This is a genomic window from Duganella sp. Root1480D1 (assembly GCF_001427305.1).
Taxonomy (GTDB): Bacteria; Pseudomonadota; Gammaproteobacteria; order Burkholderiales; family Burkholderiaceae_D; genus Rugamonas.
Map to the genome: position 1 here is coordinate 264,703 of NZ_LMFZ01000001.1, position 22,383 is coordinate 287,085.

Annotated in this window: 22 protein-coding genes; 16 read left to right on the plus strand and 6 right to left on the minus strand. The window is 63.3% G+C overall.

The window, feature by feature from the left end; genetic code table 11:
* The first annotated feature begins 165 nt into the window (after nucleotides 1–165).
* The 4 genes from ASD58_RS01355 (at nucleotide 166) to ASD58_RS01370 (ending at nucleotide 3,537) form a co-directional block, all read left to right on the plus strand.
* Nucleotides 166–936, plus strand: a complete 771-nt coding sequence (locus tag ASD58_RS01355; RefSeq protein WP_057259288.1) for a PEP-CTERM sorting domain-containing protein — start codon at nucleotides 166–168, stop codon at nucleotides 934–936.
* 42 nt (nucleotides 937–978) lie between these two features.
* The gene (locus tag ASD58_RS01360) at nucleotides 979–2,514 is read left to right on the plus strand and encodes a helicase HerA-like C-terminal domain-containing protein (protein WP_057259290.1); all 1,536 of its coding nucleotides are present in this window, start codon (nucleotides 979–981) and stop codon (nucleotides 2,512–2,514) included.
* A 15-nt stretch (nucleotides 2,515–2,529) separates the two neighbouring features.
* Nucleotides 2,530–3,012, plus strand: a complete 483-nt coding sequence (locus tag ASD58_RS01365; protein WP_057259292.1) for a hypothetical protein — start codon at nucleotides 2,530–2,532, stop codon at nucleotides 3,010–3,012.
* Nucleotides 3,013–3,087: 75 nt separating this feature from the next.
* A complete protein-coding gene (locus ASD58_RS01370) occupies nucleotides 3,088–3,537 on the plus strand; it encodes a thioesterase family protein (protein ID WP_057259294.1) in 450 nt (149 codons plus the stop codon).
* Between the two features lie 9 nt (nucleotides 3,538–3,546).
* Here the strand turns inward: ASD58_RS01370 and ASD58_RS01375 are convergent, their stop codons facing one another.
* On the minus strand, nucleotides 3,547–4,425 hold the full coding sequence (locus ASD58_RS01375) for a hypothetical protein (protein WP_156401099.1): 879 nt from the start codon (nucleotides 4,423–4,425) through the stop codon (nucleotides 3,547–3,549).
* A 118-nt stretch (nucleotides 4,426–4,543) separates the two neighbouring features.
* Here ASD58_RS01375 and ASD58_RS01380 point away from each other — a divergent pair, with 118 nt between their 5' ends.
* The 4 genes from ASD58_RS01380 to ASD58_RS01395 all read left to right on the plus strand — a co-directional run bounded on the left by ASD58_RS01380 (nucleotide 4,544) and on the right by ASD58_RS01395 (nucleotide 9,027).
* Entirely contained in the window at nucleotides 4,544–4,897 is a 354-nt protein-coding gene (locus tag ASD58_RS01380; protein WP_057259298.1) for an ArsC family reductase, read from the plus strand.
* Nucleotides 4,894–6,027, plus strand: coding sequence for a succinyl-diaminopimelate desuccinylase (gene dapE / locus ASD58_RS01385; protein ID WP_057259300.1), 1,134 nt, complete (start codon nucleotides 4,894–4,896; stop codon nucleotides 6,025–6,027). The genes ASD58_RS01380 and dapE overlap by 4 nt, the downstream gene beginning before the upstream one ends.
* 10 nt (nucleotides 6,028–6,037) lie before the next feature.
* A complete protein-coding gene (prmB, locus tag ASD58_RS01390) occupies nucleotides 6,038–6,928 on the plus strand; it encodes a 50S ribosomal protein L3 N(5)-glutamine methyltransferase (RefSeq protein WP_057259302.1) in 891 nt (296 codons plus the stop codon).
* Nucleotides 6,929–7,059: 131 nt separating this feature from the next.
* Complete coding sequence (locus ASD58_RS01395) at nucleotides 7,060–9,027, plus strand: ATP-binding cassette domain-containing protein (protein ID WP_057259304.1); 1,968 nt, start codon at nucleotides 7,060–7,062, stop codon at nucleotides 9,025–9,027.
* On the opposite strand, the gene ASD58_RS01400 is transcribed toward ASD58_RS01395, so the two are convergent.
* The gene (locus tag ASD58_RS01400; protein ID WP_057259311.1) at nucleotides 8,997–9,467 is read right to left on the minus strand and encodes a chemotaxis protein CheW; all 471 of its coding nucleotides are present in this window, start codon (nucleotides 9,465–9,467) and stop codon (nucleotides 8,997–8,999) included. The two genes, ASD58_RS01395 and ASD58_RS01400, sit on opposite strands and share 31 nt — an antisense overlap.
* Before the next feature lie 127 nt (nucleotides 9,468–9,594).
* Between ASD58_RS01400 and ASD58_RS01405 the strand changes: the two genes are divergently transcribed.
* Entirely contained in the window at nucleotides 9,595–10,620 is a 1,026-nt protein-coding gene (locus ASD58_RS01405) for an HDOD domain-containing protein (RefSeq protein ID WP_057259312.1), read from the plus strand.
* Here ASD58_RS01405 and ASD58_RS01410 read toward each other — a convergent pair.
* The 3 genes from ASD58_RS01410 to ASD58_RS01420 all read right to left on the minus strand — a co-directional run bounded on the left by ASD58_RS01410 (nucleotide 10,617) and on the right by ASD58_RS01420 (nucleotide 14,911).
* A complete protein-coding gene (locus ASD58_RS01410; protein WP_057259313.1) occupies nucleotides 10,617–12,482 on the minus strand; it encodes a flagellar assembly protein A in 1,866 nt (621 codons plus the stop codon). The genes ASD58_RS01405 and ASD58_RS01410 overlap by 4 nt on opposite strands.
* A 45-nt stretch (nucleotides 12,483–12,527) precedes the next feature.
* Nucleotides 12,528–14,417 carry a flagellar assembly protein A gene (locus ASD58_RS01415; RefSeq protein WP_229209862.1) on the minus strand — a complete coding sequence of 630 codons (1,890 nt, stop codon included), beginning with the start codon at nucleotides 14,415–14,417 and terminating at the stop codon, nucleotides 12,528–12,530.
* A 137-nt stretch (nucleotides 14,418–14,554) separates the two neighbouring features.
* The gene (locus tag ASD58_RS01420; RefSeq protein WP_156401100.1) at nucleotides 14,555–14,911 is read right to left on the minus strand and encodes a hypothetical protein; all 357 of its coding nucleotides are present in this window, start codon (nucleotides 14,909–14,911) and stop codon (nucleotides 14,555–14,557) included.
* Between the two features lie 185 nt (nucleotides 14,912–15,096).
* Between ASD58_RS01420 and ompR the strand changes: the two genes are divergently transcribed.
* From ompR to ASD58_RS01450, 6 genes are all read left to right on the plus strand, one after another.
* Nucleotides 15,097–15,861 carry a two-component system response regulator OmpR gene (gene ompR, locus ASD58_RS01425; RefSeq protein ID WP_057259315.1) on the plus strand — a complete coding sequence of 255 codons (765 nt, stop codon included), beginning with the start codon at nucleotides 15,097–15,099 and terminating at the stop codon, nucleotides 15,859–15,861.
* Between the two features lie 13 nt (nucleotides 15,862–15,874).
* The gene (locus ASD58_RS01430; RefSeq protein ID WP_057259316.1) at nucleotides 15,875–17,221 is read left to right on the plus strand and encodes a sensor histidine kinase; all 1,347 of its coding nucleotides are present in this window, start codon (nucleotides 15,875–15,877) and stop codon (nucleotides 17,219–17,221) included.
* A 153-nt stretch (nucleotides 17,222–17,374) separates the two neighbouring features.
* On the plus strand, nucleotides 17,375–18,343 hold the full coding sequence (locus tag ASD58_RS01435) for a cysteine synthase A (RefSeq protein ID WP_057259317.1): 969 nt from the start codon (nucleotides 17,375–17,377) through the stop codon (nucleotides 18,341–18,343).
* Between the two features lie 84 nt (nucleotides 18,344–18,427).
* Complete coding sequence (locus tag ASD58_RS01440) at nucleotides 18,428–18,913, plus strand: VOC family protein (RefSeq protein ID WP_057259318.1); 486 nt, start codon at nucleotides 18,428–18,430, stop codon at nucleotides 18,911–18,913.
* A 13-nt stretch (nucleotides 18,914–18,926) separates the two neighbouring features.
* A complete protein-coding gene (locus ASD58_RS01445; protein ID WP_057259319.1) occupies nucleotides 18,927–19,352 on the plus strand; it encodes a YciI family protein in 426 nt (141 codons plus the stop codon).
* A gap of 11 nt (nucleotides 19,353–19,363) precedes the next feature.
* A complete protein-coding gene (locus tag ASD58_RS01450) occupies nucleotides 19,364–20,056 on the plus strand; it encodes a YciI family protein (RefSeq protein ID WP_057259320.1) in 693 nt (230 codons plus the stop codon).
* Here ASD58_RS01450 and ASD58_RS01455 read toward each other — a convergent pair.
* Nucleotides 20,053–21,045, minus strand: a complete 993-nt coding sequence (locus ASD58_RS01455; RefSeq protein WP_057259321.1) for a LacI family DNA-binding transcriptional regulator — start codon at nucleotides 21,043–21,045, stop codon at nucleotides 20,053–20,055. The genes ASD58_RS01450 and ASD58_RS01455 overlap by 4 nt on opposite strands.
* Nucleotides 21,046–21,115: 70 nt before the next feature.
* On the opposite strand from ASD58_RS01455, the gene ASD58_RS01460 reads away from it, so the two are divergent.
* Nucleotides 21,116–22,375: an RNA polymerase sigma factor gene (locus ASD58_RS01460; protein ID WP_057259322.1), complete on the plus strand. Its 1,260-nt coding sequence runs from the start codon at nucleotides 21,116–21,118 to the stop codon at nucleotides 22,373–22,375.
* Nucleotides 22,376–22,383: the final 8 nt, after the last annotated feature.

The following is a 22,383-nucleotide window of genomic DNA, read 5'->3' on the forward strand; positions in this document are numbered from 1 at the left end:
GGGCGCAGTTTGCCCGCCGTGTCGTAAATCTTTACACTCCGCCCCTGTTCCAATCAAGCTGCAACCATAAGTAGCTGAATTCATGGAACTTACTTAGCCGGGTGCATTTCTTGCGTTCACCTCCAAAGAGCAATCGACTTTGCCATGCTCGGACCGGAGGGGGTCATGAAATCCTTGCTACGTCTGTTTTTGCTGGCCATCCTGCTATCGAGTGGAGCGCCGGCCGGGGCCTCTTTACTGTCGAGCATTTCCTATTTTTCCTGCGGCACGCCATGTCCCACCGTCGTCAATTCAACTGCCCAGGACACTACGGCGCTGTCCTTCAGCGATCAGTACGGGTCGATCTTTGCGCAGGCTGACTACGGCGTCCTGAAAACCAGCGTCGACAGCTCCTATGTCAGCGCGCCGGGAGGCGGCTATACCAGCTTCAGCACCGGCTCCTCCCTGGCACAGTTCAGCGATACGGTTACCCTGGGCGGACTGAGCGGCCCACAGGAAGTTACTGTTGTCCTGCATTTCGAAGGCGGCCTGGGCGCCACTGGCGAGGAAACGTTTGGCACGGCGGCCAGCATGACCGTCTCGCTGACCGTCAATGGCAACAATATTGCGCTGGTCGCCGACTTTTTCGGCAACCTGCCACAGCCCCTGGCCAGCGCCAGCGGGCCGGGGCTGACCGCAAGCTACACGCTGGATTACGGGGTTCCGATATCACTTGAAGCCCTGCTGCAGGTCAGCGGCACCTTCGGCGGCTTTGCCCATTTCGGCAATACGGCAACCATCGAATTCATTGTCCCGGAAGGCACCACCATCCAGTCCGGCTCAGGCACGGAATACCTGGCAACGACGGTTCCGATTCCTGAACCCGCAACGATCGCGCTGCTCTTGCTTGGCCTCGCCGCATTCCCGGCAACACAGAATCGTTATCGGCGAGCCTGATGGTATGATCGGAATTTCATATCAACAAGAAATTCTGTCCCCATGAGCACCGCCCTGCCGATCGCCAAAACCGACACCCTCTCCCTCGACATGCTGTCCAACCTGGTGAACCGCCACGGTTGCATCACTGGCGCCACCGGCACCGGCAAGACGGTCACGCTGCAGCGCATCGCGCAGTCGCTGTCCGATATCGGTGTACCCGTATTCATGGCCGATATCAAAGGCGATCTGTCCGGCATGGCCAAGCCCGGCTTGGCGAGCGAGAAAATGGCCAAGCGCCTGGAAGCGCTGAAAATGGAAACCCCGCAGTGGGCCGCCTGCCCGGTCACTTTCTGGGACGTGTTCGGCGAGCAGGGCCACCCGGTGCGCGCCACCATTTCCGACCTTGGCCCCACCCTGCTGGCGCGCATGCTGAACCTGAACGACACCCAGGAAGGCGTGCTGCAACTGGTGTTCAAGATCGCCGACGACAACGGCATGCTGCTGCTCGACACCAAGGATTTGCGCGCCATGCTGCAGCACGTAGGCGACAATGCAGCCGACTACAAGACCAGCTACGGCAACGTCAGCGCGGCCAGCATCGGCGCCATCCAGCGCGGCCTGCTGGCGATTGAAGAACAAGGCGGCGAGCATTTCTTCGGCGAGCCGATGCTGAACATCGACGACCTGATCCAGACCGATGCGGCTGGCAAAGGCGTGGTGAACATCCTCTCCGCCGACAAGCTGATGAATGCGCCACGCATTTACGCGGTATTCCTGCTGTGGATGCTGTCGGAGCTGTTCGAAAACCTGCCGGAAGTGGGCGACCTCGACAAGCCGAAACTGGTGTTCTTCTTCGACGAGGCCCACCTGTTGTTTGCCGAGGCGCCGAAGGCCCTGCTGCAAAAGATCGAGCAAGTGGTGCGCCTGATCCGCTCCAAAGGCGTCGGTGTGTTTTTCATCACCCAGAATCCACTCGACATCCCGGAGACCGTGCTGGGCCAGCTGGGCAATCGCGTGCAGCACGCGCTGCGCGCTTACACGCCGCGCGACCAGAAGGCGGTCAAATCGGCTGCGGAAACCTTCCGTCCGAATCCGGCAATCGACGTGGCGCAAGTGATTACCGAACTTGGCGTGGGCGAAGCGCTGGTGTCCTTCCTTGATGAAAAAGGCACGCCGCAAATCGTGCAGCGCGCTTTCGTGCTGCCGCCGGCGTCCCAGCTCGGCCCGATCACGCCGGCCGAACGCCAGGCAGCACGCAACAACTCGGTAGTGGCGGGCGTTTACGAAAAAGCTGTGGACCGCGAATCGGCCTACGAAAAGCTGACTGGCCGCGTTTCCAACGCCAGCGGCAGCACCGCGCAGGCCCCTGGCGGCCGCGCCCCGATGGGCCGGGGCACCGCGCAGGCGCCAGCCGAAGCCCCTGCCGACAGCGGCGGCTCGATCTTCGGCGACGTGTTGGGCGGCCTGTTCGGCGGCAGCAGCAAGCGCGACACCGCCGTGCAGGCAATGGTCAAGTCGGCCGCCCGCAGCATCGGCTCGCAAGTGGGTCGCGAAATCATCCGCGGCGTTCTGGGCTCGATCCTGAAAAAGCGCTAGGCGTCCGGAGTCGGTTTGTTCGGGCTTTTCCGCAAGACGTCTCCGGTGCGCATCCTGCGCCTGGTTTCCCTGGCATCGGCCGACAGAAGCCGTGTCGACCGGCCAGCATTAAAAGATGCCGTCCTTGATGGCTGCCTGCTTGCGCTAGGAAGACAGCCCATCGAATACGATATCGATGGACCATACCGTATTCCTAAGGGGCGAACGATTGGCCTGAAGGCCTTCGAGCACAAGCTGGAGGAAAAGGGCCATGAGCCTTACTACGGCTATCGCGGCGTGACGCCGGGTGAATCAGGATTCCTGGTGAGCTTCTTCGACGCGCCTGCTTATCCCAGCGGCTTCTGCGAAATTACCGTATGGCGGAATAGCGGTACGGGCGCAATCGACTCGTGCGGTTTCGTTCAGCGCATTGCACGGGCGATTCAAGTCGACTATGGCTACGAGCATGATCACCAAAGGCGAAGTTCGGGCAATCTATCCGCTGAACTTCCTGAATAAACGCCAGCTCGAATGCCTGAGCCCCAGACGCGTCCAGGCCACAGAAATCTCACATGGATTATACGAAGTTCGCCCATGACCGAAAATGAAATCCATTGGGACCGGCCGACTCCCTTCATCCTGCCGGTGACGCCGCAAGCGGCCGATATCGACGGGCTTGATCACACCAATAACGCGGTCTATGTGCGCTGGTGCGAAGAAGCTGGCTGGGCGCACTCCAACGCGCTGGGCTTGACCTTGCCCGATTACAAGCGCCTCGACCGCGGCATGGCGATCCGCCGTAGCGAATTCGATTACATCTTCGCCACCAACGAGGGCGATGAACTGCTGCTTGGCACCTGGCTGCTGCCTGGCGATAGTGCGCTTTCAATGCAGCGCTGCTTTCAGCTCATACGCCAGCGCGACAGCAGCACGGTATTGCGCGCCCGCTGGGACCTGGTCTGCATCGAGCTCTCCAGCGGCCGTCCGAAACGGCTGCCGGCCGAATTCAGCGAGGTGTACGTGCCGGCCTTTAGCGCAGCCTGACGTCACCGCTCAGAACTCAACGTCAAAATAGACGCGCGCCTGATGCTGGTCCGCCCATTGCAGGATGGCGCGCACTTCCTCCAGTGCAGCCAGCGTTGCTTTCCTGGCGGGCAGCTTTTTCGTCGACTGGCCGATCGCAGCCAGCAGCCCGTCTACAGCTGCCAGCACTTCTGCCGCCGGCGTGCCGTCTTCCGCCGCCTGGCCGTCGATACCAACGTATTTGGACAAGGAGGGAAGCCCGGCTTCCTCGCTGATCGACTCGAGCTTGCTCCAGGCGCGGCCAAGGGTACCGGCGTCCATGTCGCGCTGCAGCGGGCATGCTGGCTGGGCAACCAGCCACATTGGCGTGCTCGCGGTGCGGAACATCCTGGCCGCCTCGCGCCGGCGCTCCATCAGCTTGGCGTTGTAGGCGGGATCGCCAATGGTAGCGACCCATTCATCGGCAAAAGCTTCCTCCAGCTTGCGCATCTGGCGCACGTCATCGACCACGTCGGCGGGGAAAGCGCTGATATTGCCGCGCTGTGACACCATCACCGCGCCGAAATGCGACAGCCCATGTGCCTTCAGCACGCCCATCGCGCCATCCTGCTTCGCGTAGTAATCGTTGACCGTCTTGTCCATCTCCTTGCGGCTTTGGCCCATTGCATTGATGGCCTTGACCTTGGCATCACTGAAAAACTCGCCGCGCGCATGGCGGCGGGCGAGCATCAGTTGATCGTGCGCCTCACGCTCCACCTGCAATTTGTCGCGCAGCGCCAGCAGGCGTTCGATGGCGGCGCGTTCGGCATCGGATGCGGCGCGGGACAGCGCCATTTCCAATGCACGGCGTTCCAGGTAGTTCGAGTGCGATAAGTCGATCTTCGCTTCGGTCTTGGGTGGTATGGTCATGCCGCAGATCCTATTGGTGATTTTGGGAAACATTAGCAAAACGTTCACGGCTTGTCACGCCCGTGCCACGATATAATGTTGTCCTTCGGCCGCAGCGCGGCCCCAGCACAACTTCTCAATGATAATTCTCTACGGCATCCCCAACTGCGACACCGTCAAGAAAGCCCGCGTATGGCTGGCCGACCAGCAGCACGACTTCTCCTTCCACGACTTCAAGAAACAGGGGCTGGACGAAGCCACCGTGCGCACCTGGCTGAAAACCCTGGACTGGGAATTGCTGGTCAATAAGAAAGGCACCACCTGGCGCGCCCTGCCCGACGAGCGCAAGGCCGCCATCACCGGCGCCGATGCCGCTGTCGCACTGATGCTGGAAAACCCGTCCGTGATCAAGCGCCCGGTGCTGGTGGGTGCAGGCCCGAAAGCACACGTCGGCTTCAACGACGCCATGTACCAGGAAATCTTCGCAGCATGAGCGCATCCCGTACCCTCGACCTGACCGAGAAGCTGCTGGGCCGCGAGTCTGTCACGCCAGACGACAAGGGCTGCCAGGACCATTTGAAATCCTGGCTGGAGCCGCTCGGTTTCCACTGCGAGACCATCATCTCCGGCGAAGTCACCAACCTGTGGGCGCGCAAGGGCACGGAAAGCCCGGTGCTGGTGTTCGCCGGCCACACCGACGTGGTGCCCACCGGCCCGGTCGAGAAGTGGTCGTCCGAGCCGTTCTACCCTACCCATCGCGACGGCAAGCTGTATGGCCGCGGCGCCGCCGACATGAAGACGTCGATTGCGGCGATGGTCGTCGCCTGCGAAGAATTTCTTGCCGCGAACCCTGGCCATAAAGGTTCGATCGCATTCCTGATCACCTCCGATGAGGAAGGCCCTGCAACCGACGGCACCGTCAAGGTGGTGGAGAAGCTGAAGGCGCGCAACGAGACCATCGATTACTGCATCGTCGGCGAGCCGACTTCCGACAAGACCCTTGGCGACACGATCAAGAATGGCCGCCGCGGTTCGTTGTCGGGCAGCCTGACCATCAAGGGTGTGCAGGGCCACATCGCCTACCCGCAACTGGCCAGGAATCCGATCCACCTGGCTGCGCCGGCACTGGCCGACCTGGTGGCGGAAGTCTGGGACCATGGCAATGAATACTACCTGCCGACTTCCTGGCAGATGTCGAACATCAAGGCCGGCACGGGCGCCAACAACGTGATCCCGGGCGACCTGCACATCGACTTCAACTTCCGTTTCTCGACTGCGTCCACGCACGAGAGCCTGCGCGAGCGCGTGCACGCCATCCTCGACAAGCACGGCCTGGAATACCAGCTGGACTGGATCTTGTCCGGCCTGCCTTTCCTGACCCCGCGCGGCACGCTGTCGGAAGCGCTGTGCCACGCCATCAAGGATGAAACGGGCGTCGACACCGAACTGTCGACCACCGGCGGCACTTCCGACGGGCGCTTCATCGCCCGGATCTGCCCCCAGGTGATAGAATTTGGCCCCCCGAATGCCAGCATCCACAAGATCGACGAGCACATCGAAATCCGCTTCATCGATCCGCTGAAGAACATCTACCGCCGCACCCTGGAAAACCTCCTGCGCTAAGAAGAACACTATGGATACCACCCTGTACACCACCCCGCGCGACCTGATTCGCCACGCAGTCACCCGTTTCAACAAGGCCAAGCTGTTCTTCGGCCACGGCAGTGCCGAGGCTTACGATGAAGCGGCTTACCTGACCCTGCATACACTGGCGCTGCCGCTGGACCGACTGGAGCCGTTCATGGATGCGCGCCTACAGCCTGAGGAAATCGCTGAAGTGCTGGCCGTGATCGAGCGCCGCGCCAATGACCGCGTGCCGGCTGCCTACATCACTAACGAGGCCTGGCTGGGGACTTATAACTTCTACGTCGACGAGCGCACCATCGTGCCGCGCTCGTATATCGCGGAACTCATCCCGAACTACTTCGCACCTTGGGTCAACGATGCGGAGAATGTGTCGAATATCCTGGAACTGTGCACCGGCTCCGGTTGCCTGGCGATCATGATGGCGGATGCTTTCCCCGACGCGCAAGTGGATGCGGTCGATATTTCCGGCGATGCGCTGGAAGTGGCGCGCAAGAACGTCGACAAGTACGAACTTGCTGACCGCGTGAACCTGATCCAGTCGGATTTGTATGCCAACGTCCCGGCTGGCAAGAAGTATGACCTGATCATCACCAATCCGCCGTATGTGAATTCTTCTTCGATGGCCAAGCTGCCAAAAGAATACCTGCACGAGCCGCAGATCGCCCTGGATGGCGGCGCGGACGGCATGGACCTGGTGCGCAAGATCGTGGCCGGCGCGGCCGAGCGCTTGACCGACGACGGCTTGCTGATCGTTGAAATCGGCAATGAGAAGGAATTTGCCGAGGCGGCGTTTGGGGAGCTGGGGCTGACCTGGCTGACCACCAGCCAGGGCGACGATATGGTGTTCCTGATCACCGCTGACCAACTGAAAATCTAAACCGATAGTGCGGTGTCTGACCCGCAGGGTCAGACACCTGTGCGCCGAGGCCGCGGACTGCGGAACAGACGGTGTCTGACCCTGCGGGTCAGACACCGGTTTACCGGTTTTAATAGAACGACCAACGAAAAATGATCCGCTTCACCAACGTCAGCCTGATGCGCGGCCTGAAGCCGCTGCTGGAAAACGCCGACCTGACCCTGAACCCAGGCGACAAGATCGGCCTGATTGGCGCCAATGGCGCCGGCAAATCCAGCCTGTTCGCGATGCTGCGCGATGAGCTGCACCCGGACCTGGGCGACATCGGCTTCCCGAAGAGCTGGCGCATGGCTTACGTGGCGCAGGAAACCCCTGCCCTGCCGCGCACCGCTATCGACTACGCCATCGACGGCGATGCCCACTTGCGCCAACTGCAGGCCGAACTGGCGCGCCTTGAAGCCTTGCCGGATTCCCCCGAACACGGCATCGAGATCGCCCACGTCCACACCGAACTGGCCGACGCCGACGCCTATACCGTGCAGTCGCGCGCCGAGCAATTGCTGCTCGGCCTGGGCTTTTCGCTGGAACAGATGCAGCAGCCAGTGGCCAGCTTCTCCGGCGGCTGGCGTATGCGCCTGAACCTGGCGCAGGCGCTGATGTGCCCTTCCGACCTGCTGCTGCTTGACGAACCGACCAACCACCTGGACCTGGACGCGATCATCTGGCTGGAAGACTGGCTGAAGCGCTATCCCGGCACCCTGATCATCATTTCCCACGACCGCGATTTCCTCGACGAGATCGTGAACGTGATCGTCCACATCGACGACCGCAAGCTGAAGCGCTACTCGGGCAACTACTCCGGCTTCGAGCGCCAGCGCGCTGCGCAACTAGTGCTGCAAGCTTCCGCCATCGAGAAGCAGCAGCGCGCCCGCGCCCACCTGCAATCCTTCATCGACCGCTTCAAGGCCAAGGCCACCAAAGCGCGCCAGGCGCAGAGCCGCATGAAGCAACTGGCCAGGATGGAAGAACTGGCGCCGCTGCGTGCCGCCGCCGAATTCAGTTTCGAATTCCGCGACCCGGTCAGCGCGCCCAATCCGCTGCTGGTGATGGAAGACGTCAACTGCGGCTACCACACCGAGCAAGGCGACAAGACCATCGTGCGCGGCGTGACGTTCTCGCTGGTACAAGGCCAGCGTATCGGCCTGCTGGGCGTGAACGGCGCCGGCAAGTCGACCCTGATCAAGACCATCGCCGGCGACATCGACCCGCTGACGGGAACTGCCACCACCGGCAAAGGCCTGGTGATTGGCTACTTCGCCCAGCACCAGGTGGAGATGCTGCGCCATGACGAATCGCCGCTGTGGCACCTGCAGAAGATGGCGCCGACCGTGCGTGAGCAGGAGCTGCGCAACTTCCTGGGTAGCTTCAACTTCCCAGGCGATATGGTGACCAGCAAGATCGCCCCGTTCTCAGGCGGCGAAAAGGCGCGCCTGGCGCTGGCCCTGATCGTGTGGCAGCGCCCGAACCTGCTGCTGCTGGACGAACCGACCAACCACCTGGACCTGGAAACCCGCGAAGCGCTGACCGATGCGCTGGCCCAATTCGAAGGCACGCTGCTGGTCGTTTCCCACGACCGTCACCTGCTGCGCGCCACCACCGAGCAGTTCATCATTGTCGAAAACGGCCGCTTGCGCGAGTTCGACGGCGACCTCGACGAATACAAGGATTGGCTGCTGCAAACCAAGATGGCCAAGCCTGCCGCCGCGGCGCCGGCTTCCAATGCAAGCGCTGCCAGTGCCGGCGTGGCCGAAGAAGCCCCGCTGTCGGCCGCCGACCGCAAGGAACAAAAGCGCCTTGAAGCCGAGCAGCGCCAGCGCCTGTCGGCCCAGCGCAAGCCGCTCGAAAACCGCCTGAAAAAGGTGGAAGCCGCCATGGCCCAGCGCAGCGAACAGAAAGCCACGATCGACGCCGCCCTGGCCGATCCGGCCATCTACGAAGCGGAAAACAAACCGAAGCTGAAGACGCTGCTGGCCGACCAGGTCGAATGCAGCAAGGAGCTGGAGCAACTGGAAGGCGAGTGGCTCGAGCTTCAGGAGCAGCTCGAAGCACTGGCCGCCTGACGCGGGCGCTTTGCGCCGCGCGCCGCCATCAGGCGGTCGATGTCCAGCATGATCAGCCGGCGCTCGCCGAGCTGTCCCATCCCCAGCAAATAATCCACCTCCTCGCCCACATGCGGCAGGGGGTGGACCGCACTGGCCGGCAACGACACCAGGTCGGTTACGCCGTCCGTCACCATCCCCATCACGCAAGTTGAAAGCTGCAGGATGATCACGTCGGTGCGCGGATCATGCACGGGCGGGCGCGGGCCGAACGCCACGCGCATGTCGACGATGGGCATGATGACGCCGCGCGACAAAGCCACGCCTTCAACGATTTCTCCGCCCGACGCAATGCGTTCGAGCGCACTCAATGGACGCAACTCCTGCACGCGGCGGTAGTCCAGCGCGTATTCAAGGCCGCCCAGGCGGAACGTCAGGTACTGTCGCAGGTCGGCTTCCATATTGCTCCTCTGATTCCGGTGATACGCTGTTCCATCGTACCGTTACGCAACAGCAAGCAGTTTGACCATCCTCAAAGATTGCAGCCTGGGCTACAATGCTTTCATAACAATTGCTGGGAAAGCACCCATGTTCCAATGGCTGAAGCGATTGCTCGCCACTCCTGAAAGCCGGCCGCAGCCGGCCGCCCCTGCCGCGCCGGCACGGCCATCGCCAATGCCCGCGCCGATTCCCGTGCTGTCGCCCGCCCTTGAAGGCGGTCCCGATTTCGAACAGAAGGACCTGGTCAACTCCGCCTTCCAGCGCTGGCTGTTCGGCCTGCGCAAGGACGAATCGCTCGACACCACGGCGCCCGAGGGCCGCGTGCTGCACGAGTTGATCCTGGCCGCGCAATCGGGCCACAATGCCGCCGACATGCTGCGCCGCATGCCGGGCGTGATCCCGCAACTGCTGCAAAGCCTGCGCAGCGAGCATTTTGCCGGCGCCGACATCGCGCGCAAGATTTCGAACGACCTGGTGCTGGTGGGTTCCGTGCTGCGACTGGCCAATGCCGCCATCCAGAACAGCGGCGACGTCACCACCATCAACAGCGTCGAGCACGCAGTGATCGTGGTTGGGCAGGAAGGCCTGCGGCAGTTGATCACCACGGTCGCCTTCCGCCCCATCATCGACCTGAATTCAGGCCATTACACCAAGCTGCTGGCGCCGCGCATCTGGGAGCAGTCCGAGAAAAGCGCCGTGGCCTGCCGCATGCTGGCGCCCGAATTCGGCGTCGATCCATTTGAGGCTTTCCTGGCCGGGCTGGTGATGAATTCCGGCTTGCTGACTGCCTTGCCGGTAATGGACAACGCGGGTGCCACGCCTGGCGACCTGGGCTCGGCCACCTTCCGTGCCCGCCTGGCCGGCGAGTCGCTTGCCATTTCAGCCGGGATTTCGGAAGCGTGGAACTTCCCGCCGTCGATCACGCAAGCAATCCGCGAACAGCAGACCTTTGGCAAGGGCGAGCCGCGCACGCCGATGGCGCGCGTGCTGGCGGTGGGGGATTACCTGTCCAAGATCCGGATGCTGCAGGCCAACGGCGAAATCAACGATACGGAACACAACCTGTTCCACGACCTGCCGCTGGGCGCCATGCCCTGCTACGCGGCTATTTAAGCGGCGCTGCCGCTCCAGTCGAACTGGCCGCCGCTGCCGACGAATAGCGGCTGCTGCGTGCCCAGCGGGGCGCGCACGCGCAGCTTGACCTCCTTGGGCGGCAACAGGTAGGCCGGGCCCAGGTCGGGATTGAAGACCAGCTTGCGCACCACCATGTCGCCCGCCACCATGCGCACGGTGCAGCGCGCGCCGCCGACCACCATCAGCTTCTGCTTGTAGACATGCTCGCCCAGCTCCTGCTCCTTTTGCTGCGCGGCCTGAGCTTCTTTCATGGCCACTTGCTGCCGCGCCACCATCTTCAGTGAAGGCCCGACTTTCAGCGCCATTTTCTGGAACAGCACCAGCTGTTCCTGGTTCAGCGTGACTTCCTGCTTGCGCACCTTGCTGGCCAGTTGCAGGTAGTTGCGCACCTCCTGGTCGGCGGTGATGGCGTCCATCTGTTCCTTGCAGCGCTGCGCCTGCTGTTCGTGCCTTGCCGCGCGAGCGGCACATTCGGCCAGCTTTTCGTCATACTTGCTGGTGTCCGGAACCATGACATGGAGCTGCATTTCGGCCTGCTTGCGCGGGCCGGCGCTGTCGATCTCGATGCGGCGTGCGGCAATGGCGCAGCCTGCGGCCAGCTTGATCAGCACTTCGTCGGCCATGATCTCGCAGTTGTAAGCTTCGGTGATGATCACGCGCGCACCGGTAATCACACAGTTCTGCGCCTTGCCCAGCACCACCTCGCCCTTTTTCGACTGCAGCAGCGCGCCGGACGCAACGCCCGACACGCGGATATTGCCATCCGCATTGGTGGCGCTGCCGCCCATCAGGTTCTTTTGCAGCGCAATGGTGCCGCCGCGCGAAACGATATTGCCGAATACGTCAGCATGCACGGTGATATTGCCGCCTTCAACCGTGCGCTGCTCCTGTACTTCGCCGAACTCCTCGTAATCGCCGTCCAGTTTCAGGTTGCCTGTGGTGCGCGCGGAGACGCCTTCGCGGCTGACGATCTTGGGCCCGATGGAAATGCGCTTGCTCTTGCTGTCGACGTTGATGAAGCCTTCGCGCGACGCCACCAGGTAGTCGACGCCGTCGTGATGCTCTACCAGCGTGCCCTCGCCCGCCACCGTGGTCAATTCCACGTCGCGCGCCGCCGGCGGTTCCAGCACGATGCCGGACAGCTCGAAGCCGCGCGTGCCCGCCTGCGGCGGCTCGCGGCGCAACAGGCGCACCTGGGCTTTCACTTGCGGGAAGCGGTTCTGGAAGCTGTGCAGGTCGAAGCGGCCATTGGCCAGCAGGCGCGGCGCATTGGAGCGGTGGATGCTCTCCGAGACTTCCACGATGGCGGCGTCGCGGCCCGGCACCGGCGGCAGCTTGCGCGCCACGATCAGGCGCGCCACCTTGCCGCTCGCAATCGCCTCGCGCACCACCGGCGCATCGATGCCGAAGCGAATCCCTTTGGTCCACAGGTCGGCCACGAATTCGCCAAAGTCGAGGTGGGCCGGCACCGGCGCCTGGCCTTCCACTTCCACAAACACGGGTTCGAAATAGTATTCCGCCTCGCCGCCGACGATGCGCACCGACTTGTACAAGTCGCGCCGCCCGCTGGAGAATGGCACGATGTCGTCGGCAAAGCGCCACAGGGGCTGGCCCGCCATCCCTTCCGGCAGGTCGGGACCGACGCCAAACAGTGCCCGGATAAAGACGCCGTAATCAAGCCCACGGAAGCAGGCGCCGGACAGGAATACCTGGTTGGCGGCCGCCTGCAGCATCGCCGCCGGGGCTTCCGCTTTGAAATAGACGCCATCGGTGCGCTGCACCAGCGACGATGGCAGATCGCCAGCCGCCGCGGCGGCCGAGGCAACGTCTGCAGGCACCATGTCTCCCCGGTTATCTTCTTGCGCCATTGTACGGCTATCGGCCCACTACGCTACGCTCGCCTCGGCCCGGGCAGCGCCATGCCAGTTCACGCTGCCGCTGGAGCCGGCGAAGATGGCCAGGCTGTCCAGCCGTGGCCCGCGCAGCAGGGCTTTGTAATCCTTGGGCTGCGCCATGAAATTGGCGGCGACCGCCTCCCCCAGCGGCAAAGTGCGCACCAGCACTTCGCCGTCGACCATGCTGACCCGCACCGAGGAGCGGGCGGCGGCATCGCGCTTCAGCGCTTCCAGTTCGTCGCGCCGGGTGCGCGCGCCGGCGATGGCTTCTTCGGCCACCTTGATCGACTGCAGCAGCTGGCCGATCTGCTTGATGTGGGGCGCCACGGCGCCAGCCACTTTTTTCAGGTGCGGCACCTGGGCCGGGGTCAAATGGATTTCTCCCTTGCGCAGTTTTTCGGCCAGCGTCAGGTAGCTGCGCACTTCGGCCATGGCGTTCAGGCGGTCATGTTCGGCGCGCCAGGCGGCAATCTCCGCCTCATGGACGGCAACCTGCTTCTGCAGTGCCTCCAGCTCGGCGTCGTGGCCCGCCACGTCTTTCACCACCACATAGACGAACATCTCGCTGCTCTTGCGCGGGCCGGCGCTTTCCACCATCACGCTGCGGCCGGCGACGGCGCAGCCGACGGCCAGCTCCATGTTCACTTCGTCGGCAAAGATCTCGCAGTTGGACGCTTCCGCAATCACCACTTTGGGCGCGCTGATCACGCAGCTTTCGGCACGCCCGGTAATGGTGACCGTGCCGCTGGCGGTCTGGATGGTGGCGCCGGAGGCCACGCCTTCGATGCGGATATCGCCCTTGGCATTGATGGCGCGGCCGCCCACCAGGTTGCGGCCCAGGACAATGGTGCCGCCGCTGGAATTGATATTGCCGAACACGTCGCCGTGCACCGTGATGTCGCTGCCGTTCACGTCGCGCAGTTCCTGCACGTCGCCGAATTCTTCGAAGGCGCCCATCAACTCCAGGTTGCCCGTAGTACGGCCGGAAACGCCTTCGCGGCTGATGATCTTGTCGCTCAGCGCCACCTGCCCGCTTTTCGGGTCTACGTTCAGGAAGCCTTCGCGCGCCGCCACCAGGAATTCGCCATCGGGTTCGCGCGCAATGACCGTGCCTTCGCCGGCAAAGCGGCCGAAATCCACATCGTTCGGCGCCAGCGCAGCCAGCGGCTGGCCGGCGATATTGCGGCCCGGCTCGCCAGGCACGCCGGGCAGCTTTTGCAGCAAACGCATGCCCTGCTTGATCTGCGGGAAGCGGTTCTGGAAGCTGGTCAGGTCGACGGTGCCGTCGGCACGCTGGCGCGGCGCATCGCTGCGGTGCAGTTCCGACGCCACTTCGACCACGCGCGCATCCTGGGCCGGCGTCGGTTCCAGGTCGAGGGCCGCAGCCACGCGTTCGCCCTTTGGCGCAGCCAGCGCGGCGCGCACCGCCGCCACCTGGATGCCGAAGCGCACGTTCTTCAGCCACATATCTGCCACGAATTCGTCGAAATCGAGCTGCGCCTGGCGTTCGGGCAGCAAGGTGCCGTCCGACAGCTCCTCGGCCGGCAGGTAGATCGGTTCAAAGAAGTATTCCGCCTCGCCGTCACGGATCTTGACGTTGCGGTACAGCGGCTTGCGCTCGGCAGGAAATGGCTCCAGGCGGTCGCCGATGCGCACCTGCAGCGCGGGATCGGGCGCCAGTTCCGGGCCGACGCCGTACAGGGCGCGCGCCAACACGGGATAGTCGACGCCGCGCAGTACGTAGCCGCTGCGGAACAGGGCGTCGACCGCTGCGACCAGTTCAGGCGCGAGCAGGCGCACGTCCAGGTAGACCCCATCGGGCCGCTGGACTACGCCGGCCGGCAAGCTGCCGGCGCTCTCCTGTTGTGCAATTTGGGACAAAGCTCCTCCTCCAGTGCCCTGATCATGGGCGCGCCGGGGCGCGTTGTCTTGCGGGCAATCAATATTACACGCAAAACATCAAATTCCGGAGGTTTTGGGGCCTAAAGTTTTCCTGGCGTTACGTAAACGTCACAAAATCAGCGCCTGCGCGGCAGGGAATACACTTGCTGGCCCGCTTCATTGATCTGGCGGCGCAGGTCGCGGCGTTCGTCGGGGGTCATGCGGCCACCCATGCGGCGCGAATCTGCGTTGTCCCGGTCGTCCACCATGCGTGGCGCATCGTCCATCCGTCCTTCATACTGGCGTGGATAGCGCACATCGCGGGCGTCGTTCATGCGGTTGTCGCGGAAATCGCGCGGCGGCGCTTCGCGGCGTTCTTGCTGACGGTTACGCTGGTCCGACTGCGCTTGCGCGCTGGCCATCAAGGTGCAGCACAGGCCGGCACACAGCGCCACAGCCGCTTTGCCCAATCCTGTTTTCGCACCAAGTTTCATCGCCGTCCTCGTCGTACTTGCCGTATCCATGCCCGCAGTGTATGCGCTCCAACTTCCTATGGTAAGAGCGACTGGGTAAAGTTTGTAAGAAAATGTAATGAGTTTTCACCGGTATGGCACCGGCCATCAATATGACGTTACCATAGCGACATGCATCTGACAATTCAACAAGATCAATCCTTCCTATGAATACCACCACTACCCCTCCAGCCGCGCCCGGCGGCCAGCAAGGCCACCAGGCCAAGATCATGGTGGTGGACGATGACGTCCGCCTGCGCGACCTGCTGCGCCGCTACCTGACCGAGCAAGGCTTCAACGTTGTCACCGCCGAAAACGCCACCGCCATGAACAAGCTGTGGCTGCGCGAGCGCTATGACCTGCTGGTGCTGGACCTCATGCTGCCCGGCGAAGACGGCCTGTCGATCTGCCGCCGCCTGCGCGGCGCCGGCGACCAGACCCCGATCATCATGCTGACCGCCAAGGGCGAGGACGTGGACCGCATCGTGGGCCTGGAAATGGGTGCCGACGATTACCTGCCGAAGCCGTTCAACCCGCGCGAGCTGGTGGCCCGCATCGGCGCCGTGCTGCGCCGCAAGCAGCCGGACGAAATCCCGGGCGCGCCTTCCGAGCACCCGCAAACATTCGAGTTCGGCCAGTTCGTGCTGGACCTGGGCACCCGCACACTGAAGAAAAACGGCGAGACAGTCCCGCTGACCACCGGCGAATTCTCGGTGCTGAAAGTGTTTGCGCGCCATGCGCGCCAGCCGCTGTCGCGCGAGAAGCTGATGGAACTGGCGCGCGGCCGCGAGTACGAAGTGTTCGACCGCAGCCTGGACGTGCAGATTTCGCGCCTACGCAAGCTGATCGAGCCGGACCCGTCCAGCCCGCTGTACATCCAGACGGTGTGGGGCCTGGGTTACGTCTTCATCCCTGAGGGCCAGCCACGCTGATTTCGGGCTGTCGATGAAATTCCGCCTGCCGCGCCCGGCGTCGCTGACCAGCGGCCTGTTCTGGCGCACTTTCCTATTGCTGAGCGTGCTGACCACGCTTTCCATGTCGGCCTGGTTCGGCATGGTCAACTACGTCCAGCGCGAGCCCCTGGCGCAGCAGACTGCCGCCCAGGTGGTGTCCGTCGTGACCATTACCCGCGCCGCCCTGACCCACTCGGCGACCGATTTGCGGCGCGAGCTGCTGTTCGAACTGGTGTCGAACGAAGGCATCCGCGTGTTCACCATGGAGGACGACGACGAGGTGGCGCCGCCGCCCAGCTCGGGTCTGATGGCCGACATCCAGTCCCTGGTGCGTGCCAAGCTGGGCGCCGATACGCGCTTTTCCTCCGAAGTCAATGGCGTGCCCGGCTACTGGGTCAGCTTCAAGATTGCCGACGACCGCTATTGGCTGATGCTGGAGCGCGAACGACTGCCGGGTCCGGTCGAATGGCTGGGCTGGGCTGGCGTGGTGGCGGTGGTGTCGCTGCTTGGCGCGGCGCTGATTTCCAGCCTCATCAACCTGCCGCTGAAGCGCTTGACGGCTGCCGCGCGCGAGATTGCCCAGGGCCGCCAACCTGAGCCCTTGCCTGAAGTCGGGCCGCAGGAGGTGCGCCAGGCCAACCGCAGCTTCAACCAGATGGTGGACGACTTGCAACAGGTCGAGTCCGACCGCGCGGTGATCCTGGCCGGCATTTCCCACGATTTGCGCACGCCGCTGGCGCGCATGCAACTCGAGGTGGAGATGGCCAACCTGTCGCAGGAAGCGCGCGAAGGCATGCAGTCAGATATTGCGCAAATGGATGCGATCATTGCCCAGTTCCTCGATTACGCCAAGCCGACCGAGGCTTCGAGCTTTATCAATGTGGATATGGCGGCGCTGCTGGCCGATTGTACGCATGAGGCGGGACGCCATCCTGACGTGAAGGTTACGGCTGAGCTGCCGGAACATGCGCATGTGCTGGGCAATGCGACCGACCTGAAGCGGGTGATCGCCAACCTGGTCGAGAATGCGCGGCGCTATGGCAAGACGCCGGATTCGGATGTGACCGAGATTGATATCAAATGCTCGGTGCGGGGGATGCATACGGCCAAGCGGGTGATCGTTGAAGTGCAGGATCATGGCGTGGGCGTGCCGGAGGGGCAGATTGCGCAATTGCTCAAGCCGTTCACGCGGCTGGATACGGCGCGCGGACAGGCGAATGGGGCTGGGCTGGGGCTGGCGATTGTGGATCGGGTGCTGTCGCGGCATGAGGCGGAGCTGGAGGTTTCCAATCGGGAAGGTGGGGGGCTGAAGTTCACTATCTCCCTGCGCGCGCTTTAGACCCTGTCTGTTCAGCCGTTAGGGCTTATGGTTGTGCGCCTTTGATCGTTTTCGAAAGTCAACGCTTAGCCCCCCCCCGAGGCCGTGAAACCGTTGGGGGTCTGACCCTGCGGGTCAGACCCCGCCCTACCGGTTTTAGACTAAATTGAAGCCATGACCATCCGCCACGGCTTCGCCGACACCATCGGCCACACTCCCCTGATCCGCCTCGCCCGCCTTTCGGCCGAGACCGGCTGCGACATCTTGGCCAAAGCTGAGTTCATGAACCCCGGCGGATCCGTCAAAGACCGCGCCGCCCTCGCCATCATCCTCGACGCCGAACGCTCCGGCCGCCTGCAACCCGGCGGCACCGTAGTCGAAGGCACGGCCGGCAATACCGGCATCGGCCTGGCCCACCTGTGCGCCGCGCGCGGCTACAAGTGCGTGATCGTCATCCCCGACACCCAATCCGAAGAAAAATTCGCCATCCTGCGCACGCTGGGCGCCGAAGTGCGCCCGGTCAAGGCGGTGCCCTACGCCGACGACAACAATTACCAGAAAGTCGCCGGCCGCCTGGCGCAAGAGTTGCCCAACGCCATCTGGGCCCAGCAATTCGACAACCTGGCCAACCGCCACGCCCATTACGAAACAACCGGCCCCGAAATCTGGCACGACACACGCGGCCGTATCGACGCCTTCACCTGCGCCACCGGCACCGGCGGCACCCTGGCCGGCGTGGCGCGCTACCTGAAGGAGCAGAAGCCGGACGTCAACATTGTGCTGGCCGACCCTTGCGGCAGCGCCCTCTACAACTGGATCAAGCACGGCGAATTGAAGAGCGAAGGCAGTTCCATTTCAGAAGGTATCGGCAACAGCCGCATTACCGCCAACCTGCAAGGCACGCCGATCGACGACGCGCTGCGCATCGACGACAAGGCTTGCGTGGACATGGTCTACCGCCTGCTGCGCGAAGAAGGCTTGTATGTGGGCGGATCGAGCGGCATCAACGTCGCTGCGGCGGCGGCGCTGGCAAAGCAGATGGGCCCCGGCCACACCATCGTCACCCTGCTGTGCGACCGCGGCGCGACTTATGCCGCCCGCCTGTTCAACGCTGAATGGCTGGCTCAAAAGAATCTTTTGTAATCGTGTCGATCTGGCGCATCCCCGTTCGTCGTGGGAATATGGAGGCCGCAAAAAGTGTCCTCTTTCCTCAACAACGAATGGAGAATGACCATGACTGTCAAAGCGATACCAGAAGGCATGCGCACTGTGACCCCTCACTTGGTTTGCGAGGGCGCCGCAGCCGCTATCGATTACTACAAGAAAGCTTTCAACGCGGTGGAGAATTCCCGCATGCCTGGGCCGGGCGGCAAGATCATGCACGCCCAGATCCGCATCGGCGACTCGAACATCATGCTGGTCGACGACTTCCCCGAAGGCGGCTGCTTCGGCCCGAAACACTACAAGGGCACGCCGGTCACCCTGCACATCTACGTGGAAGACGTCGACGCCGCCTACAAGCGGGCCATCGACGCCGGCGGCACCGCCAAGATGCCGCCGGAAGACATGTTCTGGGGCGACCGTTATGGCGTGCTGGTGGACCCGTTCGGCCATAGCTGGTCGATCGCCACCCACAAGCGCGACCTGACGCCCGAGCAGATGCAGGAAGGGATGAAGGAAATGATGAGCAAAATGCCCGAGTGCAAAGCTTAAGGAGGCCGACACCATGCGATTCATGCTCATCGTAAAAGCCACCCCGGATTCCGAAGCCGGCAAGATGCCGAAGACTGAACTGCTCGAAGCCATGGGCAAGTTCAACGAAGAACTGGTCAATGCCGGCGTGCTGCTGGCTGGCGAAGGCTTGCACCCCAGTTCGCGCGGCGCCCGCGTGCACTTCTCGGGCAGCAAACGCACCGTGATCGACGGTCCGTTCCAGGAAACCAAGGAGCTGATTGCCGGCTTCTGGCTGATTCAGGTAAAGTCGCTGGCTGAAGCCATCGAATGGGTCAAGCGCTGCCCCAATCCGATGGAAAGCGACTCGGATATCGAAATCCGCCAGGTGTTCGAGGCCGAGGATTTCGGCGCCGAATTCACGCCTGAACTGCGGGAACAGGAAGCGCGCATCGCCAGCAAGATCGCAGCGCCCGTTTAAAGGAGACTTCAATGCAGTACATGGTTATTCGGAAGGCCGACGCCACATCGGAATCGGACAACTTCCCATCCGCTGAACTGGTACAGGCCGTGCCGGGTGCCAAATGGCTGCGCTCCAGCGCCGACGGCGGCTTGCGCATGCGCCGCCGCGACGGCCAGTGGCTGTATGAAGAAGGCCCGTTCCAGGATGTGAGCGTGGCCGGCTTCACCTTCATCGAGGCCCAAGACCGCCGCGCCGCCAGCGAACTGGCCGCGCGCTGGCCGTCGGCCGACGCCGAAGGCAACGCCGTGGTGGAAGTGCGCGAAGCTGGCTGCCCCGGCGGCTGCGTAGGCTTCGACACCGGCGAGGCACCCAGGCACGCCGCCTGGGCCATCCTGCTGCGCTCCGATGCCGTGGCGGAGCAGGACTTCGAGCCGCCGGCGGTGGTGATCGACATCATGAACCGTGCCAACAATGCCGGCATTGCGGCCGGCGTTGCGCTGTCGGGCGAAGGCTTGAAGTCCACCGCCCGCGGTGCGCGCGTCAAGTTCAGCGGCGGCAAGCCCTTCATCACGGACGGCCCTTTCGCCGAGGTAAAGGAACTGATCGCCGGTTATTGGGCAGTGGATGCGGCCACGCGCGACGACGTGATCGCCTGGGTCAAGTCCTATCCCTACCCTAATCCGGGCGATATGGAAGTAGAACTGCGCAAGGTCGCACTTTAAGAGCGCGTCGCGGTGGAGGCGCGCAGCACGAGCTGCGCGTTGACCACCGTGAGCGGCTCGACTGCATGTCCCTCGATGGAGGCCAGGAGTTTTTCCATCGCCGCTGCCCCCATTTGCTCGCTGTTCAGGTCCACGCTGGTGAGGGCCGGCGAGGCGAAATTGCCGAACTGGATATTGTCAAAGCCGACCACGGAAATATCTTCCGGCACGCGAAAGCCCAGCGTTTGTGCGGCTTTCATGAAGCCCAATGCCAGCAAGTCGTTAAAGCAGACCAGCGCGTCGAGCGGCTGGCGGCCCAGCATGATCGAGGAGCACTGCTTCTCGCCTGCGCTCGAGGTTGGTGCCTCGGCTTCGAACACAGCCAACTCCAGGCCTTGCGCGGCCAGCGCTTCGCGCACGCCGGCCATGCGTTCGGGGTTTCGGCGCGAGTTGGAAAAACCCAAATAGCCGACCCGCTTATGGCCTTGTGCCAGCAAATGGCGCGTGACCATGAAGGCGCCAAGCTGGTCGTCGCTGGCCACCGAAGGCAGCTCGATAACATCGGGGCGGCCGAAGAAAACCGACGGGCGGTCCAGAGCCAGCAGCCAGCTCAACTCCTCCTCGGGAGTGCGGGAGTAGACGATCATGCCATCCACGCGCCGGCTCAAGGCTTCCAGCAGCTGGCGTTCGCGTTCCGGGGTTTCTTCCGTATCGACCAACAGCAAGGTATAGCCGTGCGCCTGGGCTACGCGGTTGGCGCCTTTCACCACGCTGGCGTAATGGGGATTGGTGATGTCGAGCACCGACAGGCCGATCGCCTTGGTGCGGCCGGTGATCATCGATTGCGCCATTGGATTGGAGCGATAGCCCAATTCCTCGATGACGCTGGTCAGGCGCGCTTCGACCGCGGGCGAGAAGCGCTGCGCGCCGTTGACGAACTTGGAAACCGTGGCGGTGGATACCCCCGCGGCGGCCGCCACATCACGGATTGTCGCTACGTTCTTCTTCATCGCCCGATACATTATTGGAAAAGTTGCCGAGTTTATCACGCAGCCAGTGCCATGGTGGTAAAGTAGCTGCATGAACGACAACAGCATCCACCGCGCCATCGACGCCGTCTGGCGCATTGAAGAAGCAAAGATCATCGCGGTCCTGACACGCATGCTGCGCGACGTCGCGCTGGCCGAAGAAATGGCGCAGGATGCCCTGGTCAGCGCGCTCGAAACCTGGCCGGAGAACGGCACGCCCGATCGCCCGGCTGCCTGGCTGATGCAGGCGGCAAAGAACAAGGCACTCGACTACCTGCGCCACCAGAAGCTGGTACACGAAAAAGAACCGGAGCTGACTTACGAAATCGAAGGCTTGCTGCAGGATGCTGCGCCGGACCTGGAGCGCGAGCTGGACGACAATATCGGCGACGACTTGCTGCGCCTGATCTTCATCTCCTGCCACCCGGTGCTGACCATGGAGGCGCGCGTGGCGCTGACCCTGCGCCTGCTGGGCGGCCTGAGCACCGACGAAATCGCGCGCGCCTTCCTGGCCTCCGAAGCGACCGTGGCTCAGCGCATTGTGCGTGCCAAGCGCACGCTGGGCGACGCCAAGGTGCCGTTCGAAGTGCCGCGCGGCGCCGAGCTGGAAGAACGGCTGGCCGCTGTGCTGCAAGTGATCTACCTGGTCTACAACGAAGGTTATTCCGCCAGCGCGGGCGCTGACCTGATGCGCCCTGCCCTGTGCAATGAGGCGTTACGCCTGGGCCGCATCCTGGCCGAGCTGGTGCCCGGCGAACCCGAAGTGCATGGCCTGGTGGCGCTGATGGAAATCCAGTCTTCGCGCTCGCGCGCCCGTACCGATGCCGAGGGTAAGCCGGTGCTGCTGCTGGAGCAGGACCGCACACGCTGGGACCAGATGCTGATCCGGCGCGGGCTGGCGGCGCTGCAGCGCGCGCAGGCCCTGAATCGCGTGCCGGGCCCTTATGTGCTGCAGGCGGCTATCGCTTCCTGCCACGCCCGTGCGCGCCGGCCCGAAGACACCGACTGGCAGCAAATCGCCGACCTGTACCTGGCGCTGGCGACGCGCGCGCCGTCGCCGGTGGTGGAACTGAACCGCGCAGTGGCGCTGGCCATGGCTTATGGGCCGGCAGTAGGCCTTGAGCTGGTGGACCAACTGGTGGATGAACCGGCGCTCAAGCAGTATCACCTGCTGCCAAGCGTGCGGGGCGACTTCCTGTTCAAGCTTAAACGCCTGCCCGAAGCGCGCTTTGAATTCGAGCGCGCCGCGGCGCTTACACAGAATGAGCAGGAGCGCCAGCTATTGCTGACGCGGGCCGCGGCCTGCAGCTGAAAGGGGGA

What these genes read in the sequence shown, in the direction of transcription:
- ASD58_RS01380 (WP_057259298.1), top strand. Translation starts at nt 4,544, where the DNA reads ATGATAATTCTCTACGGCATCCCCAACTGCGACACCGTCAAGAAAGCC.
- ASD58_RS01375 (WP_156401099.1), bottom strand. Translation starts at nt 4,425, where the DNA reads ATGACCATACCACCCAAGACCGAAGCGAAGATCGACTTATCGCACTCG.
- ASD58_RS01410 (WP_057259313.1), bottom strand. Translation starts at nt 12,482, where the DNA reads ATGGTGCCTGCAGACGTTGCCTCGGCCGCCGCGGCGGCTGGCGATCTG.
- ASD58_RS01450 (WP_057259320.1), top strand. Translation starts at nt 19,364, where the DNA reads ATGCAGTACATGGTTATTCGGAAGGCCGACGCCACATCGGAATCGGAC.
- ASD58_RS01360 (WP_057259290.1), top strand. Translation starts at nt 979, where the DNA reads ATGAGCACCGCCCTGCCGATCGCCAAAACCGACACCCTCTCCCTCGAC.
- prmB (WP_057259302.1), top strand. Translation starts at nt 6,038, where the DNA reads ATGGATACCACCCTGTACACCACCCCGCGCGACCTGATTCGCCACGCA.
- ASD58_RS01400 (WP_057259311.1), bottom strand. Translation starts at nt 9,467, where the DNA reads ATGGAAGCCGACCTGCGACAGTACCTGACGTTCCGCCTGGGCGGCCTT.
- ASD58_RS01395 (WP_057259304.1), top strand. Translation starts at nt 7,060, where the DNA reads ATGATCCGCTTCACCAACGTCAGCCTGATGCGCGGCCTGAAGCCGCTG.
- ASD58_RS01435 (WP_057259317.1), top strand. Translation starts at nt 17,375, where the DNA reads ATGACCATCCGCCACGGCTTCGCCGACACCATCGGCCACACTCCCCTG.
- ASD58_RS01370 (WP_057259294.1), top strand. Translation starts at nt 3,088, where the DNA reads ATGACCGAAAATGAAATCCATTGGGACCGGCCGACTCCCTTCATCCTG.
- ASD58_RS01430 (WP_057259316.1), top strand. Translation starts at nt 15,875, where the DNA reads ATGAAATTCCGCCTGCCGCGCCCGGCGTCGCTGACCAGCGGCCTGTTC.
- ompR (WP_057259315.1), top strand. Translation starts at nt 15,097, where the DNA reads ATGAATACCACCACTACCCCTCCAGCCGCGCCCGGCGGCCAGCAAGGC.
- ASD58_RS01440 (WP_057259318.1), top strand. Translation starts at nt 18,428, where the DNA reads ATGACCATGACTGTCAAAGCGATACCAGAAGGCATGCGCACTGTGACC.
- ASD58_RS01405 (WP_057259312.1), top strand. Translation starts at nt 9,595, where the DNA reads ATGTTCCAATGGCTGAAGCGATTGCTCGCCACTCCTGAAAGCCGGCCG.
- ASD58_RS01355 (WP_057259288.1), top strand. Translation starts at nt 166, where the DNA reads ATGAAATCCTTGCTACGTCTGTTTTTGCTGGCCATCCTGCTATCGAGT.
- ASD58_RS01445 (WP_057259319.1), top strand. Translation starts at nt 18,927, where the DNA reads ATGCGATTCATGCTCATCGTAAAAGCCACCCCGGATTCCGAAGCCGGC.
- ASD58_RS01455 (WP_057259321.1), bottom strand. Translation starts at nt 21,045, where the DNA reads ATGAAGAAGAACGTAGCGACAATCCGTGATGTGGCGGCCGCCGCGGGG.
- ASD58_RS01460 (WP_057259322.1), top strand. Translation starts at nt 21,116, where the DNA reads ATGAACGACAACAGCATCCACCGCGCCATCGACGCCGTCTGGCGCATT.
- dapE (WP_057259300.1), top strand. Translation starts at nt 4,894, where the DNA reads ATGAGCGCATCCCGTACCCTCGACCTGACCGAGAAGCTGCTGGGCCGC.
- ASD58_RS01420 (WP_156401100.1), bottom strand. Translation starts at nt 14,911, where the DNA reads ATGAAACTTGGTGCGAAAACAGGATTGGGCAAAGCGGCTGTGGCGCTG.